The organism is Streptomyces sp. MspMP-M5 (genome assembly GCF_000373585.1).
Lineage (GTDB): Bacteria > Actinomycetota > Actinomycetes > Streptomycetales > Streptomycetaceae > Streptomyces.
Window position 1 is genome coordinate 213,142 of the sequence record NZ_KB891907.1, and the last position, 12,767, is coordinate 225,908.

Annotated in this window: 12 protein-coding genes; 4 read left to right on the forward strand and 8 right to left on the reverse strand. The window is 75.9% G+C overall.

Annotated features, from left to right (window positions below; translation table 11 throughout):
- Nucleotides 1-31 precede the first annotated feature (31 nt).
- The 4 genes from B073_RS0125780 to B073_RS0125795 form a co-directional block, all read right to left on the reverse strand.
- Complete coding sequence (locus B073_RS0125780; RefSeq protein WP_018540979.1) at nt 32-1,069, reverse strand: L-tyrosine/L-tryptophan isonitrile synthase family protein; 1,038 nt, start codon at nt 1,067-1,069, stop codon at nt 32-34.
- Nucleotides 1,063-2,385 carry a cytochrome P450 gene (locus B073_RS0125785; protein ID WP_018540980.1) on the reverse strand — a complete coding sequence of 441 codons (1,323 nt, stop codon included), beginning with the start codon at nt 2,383-2,385 and terminating at the stop codon, nt 1,063-1,065. Before B073_RS0125785 ends, B073_RS0125780 begins: the two co-directional genes overlap by 7 nt.
- Before the next feature lie 66 nt (nt 2,386-2,451).
- Nucleotides 2,452-4,362, reverse strand: coding sequence for an asparagine synthase (glutamine-hydrolyzing) (gene asnB, locus B073_RS0125790; RefSeq protein ID WP_018540981.1), 1,911 nt, complete (start codon nt 4,360-4,362; stop codon nt 2,452-2,454).
- Between the two features lie 158 nt (nt 4,363-4,520).
- Nucleotides 4,521-5,882, reverse strand: coding sequence for an MFS transporter (locus tag B073_RS0125795; protein WP_018540982.1), 1,362 nt, complete (start codon nt 5,880-5,882; stop codon nt 4,521-4,523).
- A 260-nt stretch (nt 5,883-6,142) separates the two neighbouring features.
- On the opposite strand from B073_RS0125795, the gene B073_RS43335 reads away from it, so the two are divergent.
- The 3 genes from B073_RS43335 to B073_RS0125810 all read left to right on the forward strand — a co-directional run bounded on the left by B073_RS43335 (nt 6,143) and on the right by B073_RS0125810 (nt 9,512).
- Nucleotides 6,143-6,544 (forward strand): hypothetical protein, encoded by a 402-nt coding sequence (locus B073_RS43335; RefSeq protein WP_018540983.1) that lies wholly within the window; start codon nt 6,143-6,145, stop codon nt 6,542-6,544.
- Between the two features lie 113 nt (nt 6,545-6,657).
- Complete coding sequence (locus B073_RS41165; RefSeq protein ID WP_018540984.1) at nt 6,658-9,042, forward strand: heavy metal translocating P-type ATPase; 2,385 nt, start codon at nt 6,658-6,660, stop codon at nt 9,040-9,042.
- Complete coding sequence (locus B073_RS0125810; RefSeq protein WP_018540985.1) at nt 9,039-9,512, forward strand: copper chaperone PCu(A)C; 474 nt, start codon at nt 9,039-9,041, stop codon at nt 9,510-9,512. Before B073_RS41165 ends, B073_RS0125810 begins: the two co-directional genes overlap by 4 nt.
- A gap of 150 nt (nt 9,513-9,662) precedes the next feature.
- Here the strand turns inward: B073_RS0125810 and B073_RS0125815 are convergent, their stop codons facing one another.
- A complete protein-coding gene (locus B073_RS0125815; protein WP_018540986.1) occupies nt 9,663-10,379 on the reverse strand; it encodes a sigma-70 family RNA polymerase sigma factor in 717 nt (238 codons plus the stop codon).
- Nucleotides 10,380-10,428: 49 nt separating this feature from the next.
- On the opposite strand from B073_RS0125815, the gene B073_RS0125820 reads away from it, so the two are divergent.
- The gene (locus B073_RS0125820; RefSeq protein ID WP_018540987.1) at nt 10,429-10,704 is read left to right on the forward strand and encodes a zf-HC2 domain-containing protein; all 276 of its coding nucleotides are present in this window, start codon (nt 10,429-10,431) and stop codon (nt 10,702-10,704) included.
- 241 nt (nt 10,705-10,945) lie between these two features.
- On the opposite strand, the gene B073_RS45925 is transcribed toward B073_RS0125820, so the two are convergent.
- The 3 genes from B073_RS45925 to B073_RS0125835 form a co-directional block, all read right to left on the reverse strand.
- Nucleotides 10,946-11,731, reverse strand: coding sequence for a hypothetical protein (locus B073_RS45925; RefSeq protein WP_026247729.1), 786 nt, complete (start codon nt 11,729-11,731; stop codon nt 10,946-10,948).
- 140 nt (nt 11,732-11,871) lie between these two features.
- Nucleotides 11,872-12,384, reverse strand: coding sequence for a MarR family winged helix-turn-helix transcriptional regulator (locus B073_RS0125830; RefSeq protein ID WP_018540989.1), 513 nt, complete (start codon nt 12,382-12,384; stop codon nt 11,872-11,874).
- Between the two features lie 160 nt (nt 12,385-12,544).
- On the reverse strand, nt 12,545-12,763 hold the full coding sequence (locus tag B073_RS0125835) for a ferredoxin (RefSeq protein ID WP_026247730.1): 219 nt from the start codon (nt 12,761-12,763) through the stop codon (nt 12,545-12,547).
- Nucleotides 12,764-12,767: the final 4 nt, after the last annotated feature.

Genomic DNA, 12,767 nt, shown 5'->3' on the forward strand with positions numbered 1-12,767 from the left:
GGCTGCGGGCCCGCACCGCGGCCCTTCGGTCTCAGTCCGCCGCCGGTTCCGCGGCCACCGCGAAGTGGCTCGGCCGCCCCCCGCGCACGACCAGCCGTCCCCGCCGCTCGGCATCCGCCCGCCGCATCAACTCCCGCCGCCCGTCCGGGTGTTCCAGGACGCACCCGTGCCAGGGCGTCAGCCACGCGTCCGGCGCGTCCAGCAGCCGGATGCCGAACTTGGCCGAACCCCGCGGCTGCGGATGGATGGACAGCCGTACCGCACCCGGGTGGTACTCCGCGATCAGCTCCCCCCAGGCCCGGCTCTGCCGGATCACGCCGTAGGCCCGGGCCCGGCACTCACGCTGGAGCGCCGAACGGGTGCCGGGGTAGCTCGCGAGGTCGGTGTCCTCGAAGAGAAAACGGGTGATGCCCTGATACAGCCGCCGAGCCGTCTCCTCGGCCCGGGTCTCGGCCCGCAGCGCCTCCAGCGTGGGCGCGTGCTCCGCCTCGATCCTGGCCCGCTTCTCCTCGTAGGGCAGATCCCCGTACGCCGCGCGCAGGTCGAAGACGCTCAGCCGGTCCGTCAGCCCCTCGTCCCGGATCAGCGTCCGCAGCCCGTCCCCGTACGCGTCGATGGCGGCGTCCGGCACCCGGATCAGGTCGCTGAAGACGTGCCCGTCCGAGCAGATCACCATCCGTACCCCCGGTGGATACACCGCAGCGATACGGGCACACAGCCCGTCCAGGAAGCGCAGCGCCAGCCGCTCGCCCTCATCGGGGAGCGGGCCCAGCACCTTCGCGGGATGGGGGGACTTGCAGGGGAAACCCGGCAGGGTGAACGGGATCGGCCGGCCCGCCGCGACCCAGGGGGCCAACTGCCGCAGCTGGAGCGGGAAGGCGTCCGGGGCGTCCCCGTGCGGGTCGTCCAGGGTGCGTCGGTAGGGGAGGAGGACACGGAGGATGTCCTCGCAGGTGGCGCGGATGGTGGAGTGGGTGGAGCGGGTGGAGCGGGGGTGTTCGGTGGGGGCGGTGGAGCCGGCGGCGGGCATGGCCTGGGTGAGGGAGGCTGAGGCGGGTCGGGTCAGCATGCCGCGTCCGGTGTGCTCGGTGCGTGGGCGCCGGATATCGGGCAGCCGCGGGGCGCGGGGCCGGAGGACTCCGGTCCGAACGCCACCGGGAGCCGGTCCACTCCACGGGCCAACACCGCGGGAATCCACGGCAGTTCGTCCTCCTGGGCGGTCAGCCGGAGGTCGGGCAGCCGCCGCAGCAGCGTGCCCAGCGCGATCTGCAGTTCGGCGCGGGCGAGCGCGGCGCCGGGGCAGAAGTGGATGCCCTGGCCGAAGGCGAGATGCGGGTTGGGCGAGCGGTCGAAGTCGAGGGTGTCGGCGTCGGCGAACCGCCGGGGGTCGCGGTTGGCCGCACACAGCGAGACGATCACCGAGTCGCCGGCCGGAATCCGCGTCCCGTGCAGCTCGCTGTCCTCGGCGAAGAACCGCCAGGTCGTCAGCTCGAACGCGGCGTCGTGGCGCAGCAGTTCCTCGACGGCGCGCGGCAGCAGCTCCGGGCGGGCGGCGAGCGCGGCGAGGTGGCCGGGATGGCGCAGCAGGGTGACCAGTGCCGTGGTGATCTGGTTGGTCACCGGCTCCTGACCCGCGACCAGCAACTGGAAGATCATCGAGTCCAGTTCCTCCGGGGCCAGCTCCCCGGCGTCGCGGGCACTCACCAGCCGGGAGAGCAGATCCCCGCCCGCGGTGCGCCGTTGGTGGGCGACGAGATCGGCGATGTACTGCTGGAGCCCGTGCAGCCGCGCCTCGTACGCCGGACGCCCCGGGTCCGTGGGGCCGACCGGCTGCACCACCTTCCCCCAGTCGCGGTCGAAGCGCTCCGCGAACTCCGCCGGCAGGCCGATCACTTCGGCCAGTACCCGGAACGGGAAGTGGGCCGCGAAGTCCGCCACCAGGTCGGCCCGGCCGGCGCCGGCGAACCGGTCCAGCAGGGCGTCGGCCATCTCCTGGAAGCGGGGGCGCAGCGCCTCGACCCGCTGCGGGGCGAAGGCATCGGTGATCATGCGCCGCATCGCGGTGTGCCGGGGCGGGTCCTGGTGGAGCAGATGCACCTGCAACTGGGAGTGCTGCGGCTCCGGCATGATCGAGGCGCGCGCCCGCCAGGCCGCGTTGCCCCGCGAGTGGTGTTTGCCCAGCCGCGGATCGGTCAGTGCCTTCTGTGCCGCGTCGTATCCGGTGACGAGCCAGGCGCACACCCCGCTGGGGAAGCGGACGCGGTGAACGGGGCCGCGGGCCCGCAGCTCGGCATAGAGGGGATAGGGGTCGCGTTTGTAGTCGGCGCCGTACAGCTCTACGAGGCGTGGTGGATCGGTGGGGTTCATGGCTTCCGAGGGGTGCATGGGGTCTCCTTCATGAGTGGGGGGGGTGTGAGGTGCGGACCACGGCGGGGCTCAGCCGTACGTGCCTCACACGGTGATCTCCGGCCGGTACCGGTCGAGCCACAGGGCGAGGTCCACCACCCGTTCCAGCCGCAGCCGGTGGCCCCACTCCAGCCGCTCCGGTTCCGTCTTCAGGACGGCGGAGACGATCCGTTCGTCGACGAGGTCGCGCACCCGGCCGCCGTCCGCGGCCAGCGCCTCGTGCGCCAGCCGTTGCAGACCGCGGTTGTAGTCGGGGTGGTGGGTGGCCGGATAGTGGTTCTTGGCCCGCCACAGCACCGACTGCGGGGCGAGCCCGGTGCCCGCGGCGCGCAGCAGGCTCTTCTCCCGGCCGTCGTGCGTCTGCAGGTCCCAGGGCGCGTTGAAGGCGTACTCCACCAGGCGGTGATCGCAGTACGGCACCCGTACTTCGAGGCCCTGCGCCATGCTGAGCCGGTCCTTGCGGTGCAGCAGCTGGCGCAGCCATCGGGTCAGCGACAGATGCTGCAACTCGCGCTGCCGGCGCTGCTCGGCACTCTCGCCGTCGAGGCGCGGTACGGCGGCCAGCGCGGCACGATACGTGTCGCGCTGGAACTCCCCGATGCGCAGCGCCGCGGCCAGGTCGGGATGGAGCGGCATGGCCGCCTCGTCGTCGGTGACCAGCAGCCACGGGAAGGTCGCCGCGGCCCGCGCCGCGGGGCTGTGGAACCACGGGTAGCCGCCGAACACCTCGTCCGCGGCCTCGCCCGACACCGCCACCGTCGAGTGTTCCCTGATCCGGCCGAACAGCAGATAGAGCGAGGTGTCCATGTCGCCGACGCCGATCGGCGAGTCGCGGGCGGCGACCACGGCCGCACGGTGCCCGGGGTCCAGGAGCGTGTGCGGGTCCAGGACGACGGTGTCGTGCTCGGTGCCGATGAACGCGCCCGCCTCGACCGCGTACGGCGCATCGTGCCCGGTGCGCAGCACATCGCCGGTGAAGCGTTCCGCCTGGTCGCTGTAGTCGACGGCGTACGAGCGCAGCCGCGCCGCGGGCCCTTCGCGGAGCCGGAGTTCGTCCGCGAGCAGCGCCGTGACGACGGTCGAGTCCAGCCCGCCGGAGAGCAGGCTGCACCGCGGCACATCGGCCTCCAGCTGGGAGCGGACGGCGTGCTCCAGGCGGCGGCGGACGCCGTCGGTGGTGGCGGCGAGGTCGGCGTCGTCGTGCGGGCGCGCGGTGAGCTGCCAGTAGAGCCGCTCGGTCAGCCCGTCGCGGTCGAAGGCCAGCAGCCCGCCGGGCGGCACCTCGCGGACGCCCGTCCACAGCGTCGTCCCCGTCCCGAAGACCAGACCGTACGCCTCCCGGAGCCCCTGCGCGTCCACCCGGGGTGCGCAGTCGGGGTGGGCGAAGAGGGCCTTGGGCTCGGAGCCGAAGAGCAGTCCGCCGTCCGGGGTCCGGGCGTAGTACAGCGGTTTGACGCCCATCCGGTCGCGTACCAGGAGCAGCCGCCGCGCCCGGGCGTCCCACACCGCGAACGCGTACATGCCCTCCAGCCGTGCGGCGAGCCCGGCGCCCCACTCCTGGTAGCCGCGCAGCACCACCTCGGTGTCGCTGCGGGTGGTGAACTCCCACCCCAGGGCGCGGAGTTCGGCGCGCAGCTCGTGATGGTTGTAGACCTCGCCGCTGTAGGTGAGGACGATGTCGCTGGGGGCACGATCAGGGCCGGGGCCGGGGCCGGGGCCGGGTGCCGGGACTCCGGCCGTCCGCGCTGCGGCTCCGGCCCCGGCCGTCATGGGCTGTGCCCCGCCCTCGATGTCGAGTACGGCGAGTCGCCGGTGTCCGATCGCGGCGTGCGGTCCGCGCCAGACCCACGAGCCGTCGGGGCCGCGCGGGGCGAGGGCCGCGGTCATCCGCTCGATGACCCGGGGGCGGTGACCGGGATCCTCGCCGAACGAGATCCAGCCGGTGATGCCGCACATGGGACTGCCTTTCTGGGGGTGGGTGGGGTGGGGCGCACCCGGGTGGGGTGCATCCGGGTGCGTGGGCACACGGGCGCCTGGGCGCGTCGTGGGTACGCCGTTACGGGGGTACTGGGGTGCTTCTTCGGTGGGCCGTCCAGCCGTCGGGCCGTCAGGGCTCACGGAGGGGTGGAGCGGGTACGGCCAGCCGTTGCCGCCGCGCACCGCCCCGGCCGCCGGGCCAGCAGCAGGGCCGCCAGCAGCGCGGCCGCGGTGGCCAGTGCCGGCCCGGTGCGGATGCCGCCCGCGGTGGCCAGTGCGGTGGCCGCGGCCGGGCCGAGCGCGAAGCCGGCGCTCCGGGCGAGTTGCACGGTCGAGCCGGCGGTGGCCATCCGCTCCGGCCCCGCCGCCTCCAGCGCCATCAACTGGGCCGGCCCGCCGTACAGCCCCATGCCCAGCCCCGCCACCGCCAGGCGCCAGGCGACCGGGAGCGGCGTCCAGGCGCCGGCCGTGGCGAGCAGCCCGAAACCGACGGCGACCAGCGCCGCGCCCGCCACCGCCACCGGCCGGGGACCGTAACGGTCGGCGAGGCGGCCGCCCACCGGGCCCGCCACCGCCATGGCCGCGGGGAAACCGAGCAGCGCCAGACCGGTCGCCGACGCCGAGACGCCCTCCGCGCGCTGGAGATCCACCGCCAGCAGGAAGTGCACCGCCGCGAACGCCGCGGCCAGGGCGAGCACCGCACCGTGGATCGCGCCCGTACGGGCCGATCGCAGCGCGGCACGCACCCGCCGCCCGTCCGCGCCCCGTGCCCACACCGCGCCCGCCGCCAGCGCGAGCCCGCAGAGCAGCGGAGCCGTCCACCCCTCGGCCGTCGACGTCAGCCCCAGCAGCAGGGCCGCCACGGCGACGGCGGCAGGTGCGGCGGCCCGCCACTCCGCCCGGCCCGGCGCGCCCGGCCGCCCGCCCGGCGCCAACCCGCGCCGGGCCAGCCACCAGGCGAGCGCACACAGCGGCAACTTCACCAGCAGCACGGCGCGCCAGCCCCAGTGGTCCAGCAGCACCCCGCCCAGCGCCGGTCCGGTGACCGCGCCGAGCGGCCCGAGCGTGGCCGGTACGCTCATCGCCCGGCCGCGCAGCTCGGGTCGTACGGCGCGGAGCGCCAGCAGCGGCATCAGGACGAACAGCACCGCGCCGCACACCCCTTGGAGCAGCCGCGCCACGATCAGCACCGCGGCGACCGGCGCGCCGGCCGCGGCCGCGCCGCACAGCCCGAAGCCGGCCAGCGCGCCCAGCACAACCGGTCGCAGCGGGGCCCGGTCGAGCCAGCGTCCGGCGGGCAACAGCAGGGCGACGACCGGGAGTTGGTAGGCCAGTACCGCCCACTGGGCGACGGACACCGGGACGGCGAAGCCGGTCGCGATGCCGGGCACCGCCACCGTCACCACGCTCATGTCGAACATGGCCAGGAACGCGCAGATCCCGGCGACGGCCACCAGCCCCCACCGCTCCCGCTGCCCCTCCGCCAGGTCCCGTGGCATCGGCCCGTCCTCTCCTCGATCCACCGCACATGTCCGGCACGGCGGCGTCTGAGAGGTCGGTCGGCGAGCGGCCCCGGTTCCCGCCGAGGGGGGAAATTTCCGGTCGGAGGGGGCGCGATGCGGCGAAGTGGGCCGCGGCGAAACCCAGTTAGTCGGCCCGAGAGCGTGCCCGGTTCCGCCGGACGGACGGGACGAACCTCACGTGCCGAACGGCCGCCGATCGGCCGTTCGCCCCCCTTCCCACCTGCCACGATGACGCGATGACCACCCCCGCCCGCTGCGCACCCCCACCCGACGCGTCCCCGGCCGGCTCCGCCCGGCAGCCCCGGGCCTCCGCGCCGCCCGGCCGGCTCCGCCGGCTGCTCCCGGCCCGCTCGGTCCTCGGCTTCGTCGCACTGCTGGCGCTGCTGTTCGCCCTCGCCTACGCGGTGGGCGGCGCCGTCGGCCCGGTCGCCCCCGGCCTCCGTCCCGACCGTGGCCCCGGGAGCACCGAACCGCCCGGCGGCCGCGATTCCGGCGGCGATTCCGGCGGGATGCCCGGCATGGCGGGCATGAGCGCACTGGGCGCGCCGCGGGCCGTGCCAGCCGGCGTCGCCCCCGTCACCGACCCCGCGACCTACCCCGCCGCACCTCTCCTCCCGACGCCGGGAGCCGGACGATGACCCGGCACCGACGGCAGCCCCAGCCAACCCAGTCCGACCCCCAGACCCCACCGCAATCCCCACCCCAGCCCCAGCCGGAGCCCGAACGCGTCACCACCCTCGCCATCGGCGGAATGACCTGCGCCGCCTGCGTGGGCCGGGTGGAGCGGAAGCTCGGCAGGCTGGACGGCGTCACCGCCTCGGTGAACCTCGCCACCGAACGGGCCCGGATCAGCCACCCCGCGTCGCTCGGCGTCGACGCCCTCATCGCCACCGTCGAGGCCGCCGGCTTCACCGCGTCCGCGCCGCCCGAGGACGACCCCCGGCAGCCCTCCGCCGGGAGGCCCGACGACGCCACCCCCGGCGGCGCTCGGGACCACGCCACCGACGCAGCCGACGCACCCGAGACACCCGATGCCGCCGACTCCGCCGAGCTCCGCCGCCTGCTCCTGACCGCCCTGCTCGCCCTCCCCGTGCTGGCCCTGTCGATGGTGCCCGGCTGGCAGTTCCGCAACTGGCAGTGGCTCTGCTTCGTGCTCGCCGCGCCCGTCGCCGTATGGGGCGCGGCCCCCTTCCACGTCCGCGCGCTGCGCGGCCTCCGGCACGGCGCGGCGACCATGGACACCCTGGTGTCCCTCGGCGTCGCGGCGTCCTTCGGCTGGTCCGTGTACGCGCTGTTCCTCGGCGGCGCCGGCACGGCCGGGATGACGATGCCGTTCAGCCTGCTGCCCACGGCCGACGACGGCACCGCCCACCTCTATCTCGAAGCCGCCGTCGGCGTGCCGCTGTTCGTGCTGGCCGGGCGGCGGATGGAGGCCCGGGCCCGGCGCGGCACCGGCGCCGCGCTCCGCTCCCTGGCCGAACTCGCCGCCAAGGAGGTGTCGGTGCGCCGCCCGGACGGCACCGAACGCCGCCTGCCCGTCGCCCTGTTGCAGGTCGGCGACCACTTCCTGGTCCGGCCCGGTGAACGGGTCGCCACCGACGGCACCGTCGTCACCGGCAGCTCGGCCCTGGACCTCTCCCTGATCAGCGGCGAGAGCCACCCCGTCGAGGTCGGCCCGGACTCGCCGGTCGTCGGCGGCGCGGTCAACTCCGGCGGGCTGCTGGAGGTCCGGGCCGACGCGGTGGGCGGCGACACCCAACTCGCCCGGATCACCCGGCTCGTCGAGGATGCCCAGACCGGCAAGACCCGGGCCCAGCGGCTCGCGGACGCGGTCGCCGCGGTCTTCGTCCCCGCCGTGCTGACCATCGCCGTCACCGTGCTGGGGTTCTGGCTCGGCGCCGGAGCCGACCCCCAGGCCGCGGTCACCGCCGCGGTCGCCGTGCTCGTCGTCGCCTGCCCGTGCGCCCTGGGCCTGGCGACCCCGACCGCGCTGCTGGCCGCCACCGGCCGCGGCGCTCAGCTCGGAATCCTGGTCAGCGGCCCGCGGGCGCTGGAACGCCTGCGCCGCATCGATACCGTCGTCCTCGACAAGACCGGCACCCTCACCACGGGACGGATGACCGTCACCGCCTTCACGCCGTGCGCGGACGGCCCCGACCCGGACGAGGTGCTGCGGCTCGCCGCCACCGTCGAGCAGGGCTCCGAACACCCCGTGGCCCGCGCCGTCCTCGCCCACGCCCGCGACCACGGGCCCGACGCACCGCTCGAACCGGCCGCCGCGGTCCGCGACTTCACCGCCACCCCGGGCTTCGGCGTGCGCGGCGTGGTGGACGGGCGCACGGTCACCGTCGTCCGCCCGCCCGACGACCCCGCCGGGCTGCCCGCTCCGCTGCCGGACGCGGTCCGCGCCGCCGAAGCCGCCGGCCACACCGCGGTCCTGGTCACCGTCGACGGCGACCCGGCGGCCGTCCTCGCCCTCGGCGACACCCTCCGCCCCGACGCCTACCGCGCCGTCGACCACCTGCGCCGCCTGGGCCTGCGCCCGGTGCTGGCCACCGGGGACCGCACCGCCACCGCCCGGGCGGTGGCCGCGCAGTTGGCCATCACCGAGGTCCACGCCCAGGCCCGGCCGCATGACAAGGCCGCGCTGGTCACGACGCTGCGGGAGCAGGGCGGCCGGGTCGCGGTGGTCGGCGACGGGGTCAACGACGCGGCCGCCCTGGCCCTCGCCGACCTCGGCATCGCCATGGGCGGCGGGACCGACGCGGCGATCGGCGCCGCCGACGTCACGCTCGTCCGTGCCGACCTCCAGGCCATCCCCGACGCCGTCCGCCTCGCCCGTCGCACGCTCGGCACCATCCGCGGCAACCTCCTCTGGGCGTTCGGCTACAACCTCGTCACCGTGCCGCTCGCCGCCGTCGGACTGCTCAACCCGATGATCGCCGCGGCCGCGATGTCCGCCAGCTCCCTCCTCGTCGTCGGCAACAGCCTGCGGCTCCGCGCCTGGCAACCCCCCGCCGTCACCCGCGCACCCCGCCGCCCGGCAGGCCCGCCACACGACCGCACCACTGCGCATGACGCCACCTCGCGCGGCGCCACCTCACCCCGAAATCACGGCACTTGGGAATCCGCATGAACCGCTCACGCCTCGCCGCCGGCGCCGTGCCGCTGCTCACCTGCCTGGCCACCCTCGGCACCCTCACCGCCTGGACCGCCACCGGCAACGCCGGCACCCCCGCCCGGCTGACCGCCGCCGAGGGCCGGGTGCTGATACCCGCCGGGAACGACGCCACCGCGGCCTTCTTCACCGTCCGCAACTCCGGTACCGCACACGACGTCCTCACCGCCGTCACCGGCCCGCCGGGTCACCGCGCCATGCTCAGCCGCGACATCGCCGTCGGCCGCAACGCCCACTCCATGGCCATGGCCCCCGGCGCCACCGTCCCGGCCGGCGGTGCGCTCACCATGACGCCGACCACCCTCGACATCATGGTCAGCCCACCGCCCCGGCTGGCCCCCGGCGACCGCCTGACCTTCACCCTGCACTTCCGCGACAGCCCACCGCTGACCGTGACGGCCCGGGCGGTCAGCCCCGGCGAGCAGTAGGCGACGCACGGCAGGCGACGGGCCGTAGGCGGCGGGCGGTAGGCGACGCGCACACCCGCCGTCCTGCTGCCCCGCTGTCCCGGCGCCACGGGGGCTCATGAGCCGGCCACCGCCCGCCCATGAGCCCCCGTCGGCAGCCGCCCCGGCCGGTCAGGCCACCGCGGTGGCGAGCCGGCGCGGCCGCCGGTCGCCCGGCCCCGGTCTGCGCCGCGTTACGCCGCGCGGGGCCGCAGCCCGCAGCGTCCGCTCACCGTCGACCGCCACCGCGGCGCCGTCCCCGGCTTCCACCCCGTCCCCGGCTTCCCCCTCGGCCCTGGCGCCGGCCTCGGCCTCCGCCAGCCGCGCGATCAGCGTCTCCCGGGCCCGTGCCACCCGCGAACGCACCGTCCCCACCGGGCAGCCCATCACCCCGGCCGCCGCCGCGTACGGCAGCCCCAGCAGCTGCGTCAGCACGAACGCCTCCCGCCGCTGCGGCGTCAGCGCCGCCAGCAACTCGGCCAGCGCGATGCCCTCCTCGAAGCCCGGCACCCCGCGCGGCTGGACCCGCTCGGCGGCGGACTGCCAGTCGTCGGTCGCCGACAGCCGCGGCCGTACCGCATGGGTGCGGATCCGGTCCGCCACCACCCGCCGGGCGATCGTCAGCAGCCAGGTCCGGGCCGACGACCGGCCCTCGAACCGCGGCAGCCCGCGCAGCGCCCGCACATAGGTGTCCTGCACCAGGTCGTCGGCCGCCTGGGCCTCCCCGCTGAGGTGCGTCACATACCGCCGCACATCGAGCTGGGTGGCCCGCACGAACTGCTCGACGGCCCGTTCGTCGCCGTCCCGGGCGGCCAGCGCCCAGCCGGTTACCGTCTCGTCGTCACGCACGCCGGGACCGCCCCTCGCCGGTACGGACCAATTCGGGGAGACTGGGCGCATGCTCTGCTCGCGCATCCGTACGGCACTCTCCGCCCGCCTCGACGGCGAGGCGCTGCCCCCGGGGCTGACCGCCCGCCGCCTCGACGACCATCTCGCGGGCTGTGCGGACTGTCGCCAGTGGGAGGCCCGGGCACGGGCGTTGAGCACGGCGCTCGGCGGCGCCACCGGACACGAGGGGGAGGGGGCCGCGCCCGAGGGCGTCGACCCGGCGTCGACCGAGGCGCTGCTCGCTCGCCTCCGCCCGGGCCGACGGCCGGGCCGTCAGGCGGGCTGACCGGCCGGGAAGCGCCGGGCGTCCGACGAGGCTCTCCCGGTCATGGGGAAGGGACGCGGGCGGCGGTGCCACCGGCATCCGGACAGGATTCGTCATCTGGAGTCCTTGGAGTCCTTCGCGTGATCCGGTCGGCGCGCGAGGACGCGGCCGACCGGTGACGTCGCGGCCGGAAAGGCGGGCACGGGGCAGTGGCCCGTGGTGCCCGTACGCCGTTTCCGGCCGGGGGTGTTCGACCGTGCTGTCAGACGACAGCCGGCTCACGCGGGGGACCCCGCAAGGACATCGCATGGGCCAGCAGCAGCCGGCGCACCGCGCAGCGCGGCTCCTGCCGGACGGGGCGCGGGACCGGGCGGGACGCCGGCAGCACCGCTCGCAGCGTCAGCAGCAGCGGCGCGAACAGCCGGGCGGACACGCTCCGCACGAGCCGGAACGCCGCCCGCTCCCCGCCCCACAGCCACCACGCACTGAGCAGCGCGACCAGCAGGTGCGCCGCGAGCATGCCGACGGCGCTCCCGTGCATGCCCCCACCGGACATCCCCATAGGGGACATATCCATCTGTGGCATGGCCGAGTGCGCCAGGCCGGAGTGCGGCAACTCCGCCGCACCGCCCATCGCGGCCGAGGGATCCATCGACCCCATCGACCCGGTCCGCCCCATCGGCGTCAACGCCCGCGCCGCGTCGATCTCCTTGAGCGACAGCCCTTGGGCGCCGCACATCCAGGTGCCGGCCCAGGCGCGGGCGAGCGTGGCCCGGTCCCCGCCGGCGCCGGCCATCGCCTGCCCCAGGGAGAACGCGCTGTGCAGGGCGGCCTGCGTGCCGACGGTCAGCAGGCCCACGACCACGGGGCCGCGTTCGCGGCCGGCCAGGCACCAGGCACCGGCCGCGGTCGCCAGTCCGGCCGCGAGCAGCATCCAGCCGGGCACCGCGGCATCCGACATCACCGCGTGCCCCAGCGCAGCCAGGAGCACGCAGACCACCGCGAACACCGCGGCGCGCAGCCCCCTGAGAACGTGCCCCGCATCCATGACAGGCCCCATCGTCGCACCTCGCCCCCGCAGGCGAACCAGGAGGGGCGGAAATGGAGCACAACGGAACACCGGGACCGGCGCCAGTCAGGGCCTGCCCCATCGGCCGGGCCTTGGCCCGCGCCCTACGGCCGCCGCGGTCAGCAGTCCTCGGCCAGGCCCTCCCAGCGATCGGCCAGGGACGTCAGCAGCCGCATCACATCGGCGCGCTGCGCGGCGTCGTACGGCGCCATCAGCCGCTCGTCCAGCCGCCGCGTCCGCTCCCGCGCGGCCCGCAGCGTCCGCTCGCCGTCCTCGGTCAGGAACAGCAGCTTGCGGCGGCCGTCCGCGGCGTCCGCGCGGCGGACTATCAACCCCCGGCTCTCCAGCCGCCGCGCCACATCCGCCATCGTGGAGGTGTCCAACGCCACCGCCGACGCCATCGACCGCTGGTCCCGCCCCGGCGTCGCGTCCACCGCGGTCAGCACCGCGAACTGCGGCCCGGTCAGCGTCGGATCGACCGCGCGCACCCACACGGCCAGATACGCCTGGTACAGCCGCCGCACCTGATAGCCGGGCGCGGCGGTCAGAGCGGGCGGGACCGCCGCCCGGGCTTCGGTGGGGCGCGGTGCCGTGGGCGAACCGGGCGCAGAAGAAGTGGTCTCGTCAGCCATGGGGCAACTCAATCACGGGGCACCGCCGCGTCCCCCGCGGACCGTTCGACATCCCCACCCCGGCATCGGACGCGGCACCGCCCGCAACGCACCCCACCGGGTTCCGGGCATGCGAAGCGGGGCGCGGCCCCGGCCACGCCCCGCCGACCACCCCTTGTCCCTACGGCCGGGGCCCGACCACTTGCCCGGCCGAGTCCCGCACCGTGATGGCCATCGCCGGACACAACTCGGCCGCGTCCACCGCCCGTTCGTCCTCCGGGATCTCCTCCCGCACCGCCCGGGCGTGCGACCCGTCCAGTACGAACAGGTCCGGCGCGATCGCCGGACAGGAACCCGAGGCGATGCACAGCCCCGGGTCGATCTCCACCTTCCACGTCACCGCG

Bases quoted from the DNA above. Each gene is read 5' to 3' on its own strand.
- B073_RS0125780 (WP_018540979.1), bottom strand. From the start codon at position 1,069: ATGCTGACCCGACCCGCCTCAGCCTCCCTCACCCAGGCCATGCCCGCC.
- B073_RS0125785 (WP_018540980.1), bottom strand. From the start codon at position 2,385: ATGCACCCCTCGGAAGCCATGAACCCCACCGATCCACCACGCCTCGTA.
- asnB (WP_018540981.1), bottom strand. From the start codon at position 4,362: ATGTGCGGCATCACCGGCTGGATCTCGTTCGGCGAGGATCCCGGTCAC.
- B073_RS0125795 (WP_018540982.1), bottom strand. From the start codon at position 5,882: ATGCCACGGGACCTGGCGGAGGGGCAGCGGGAGCGGTGGGGGCTGGTG.
- B073_RS43335 (WP_018540983.1), top strand. From the start codon at position 6,143: ATGACCACCCCCGCCCGCTGCGCACCCCCACCCGACGCGTCCCCGGCC.
- B073_RS41165 (WP_018540984.1), top strand. From the start codon at position 6,658: ATGACCTGCGCCGCCTGCGTGGGCCGGGTGGAGCGGAAGCTCGGCAGG.
- B073_RS0125810 (WP_018540985.1), top strand. From the start codon at position 9,039: ATGAACCGCTCACGCCTCGCCGCCGGCGCCGTGCCGCTGCTCACCTGC.
- B073_RS0125820 (WP_018540987.1), top strand. From the start codon at position 10,429: ATGCTCTGCTCGCGCATCCGTACGGCACTCTCCGCCCGCCTCGACGGC.
- B073_RS45925 (WP_026247729.1), bottom strand. From the start codon at position 11,731: ATGGATGCGGGGCACGTTCTCAGGGGGCTGCGCGCCGCGGTGTTCGCG.
- B073_RS0125830 (WP_018540989.1), bottom strand. From the start codon at position 12,384: ATGGCTGACGAGACCACTTCTTCTGCGCCCGGTTCGCCCACGGCACCG.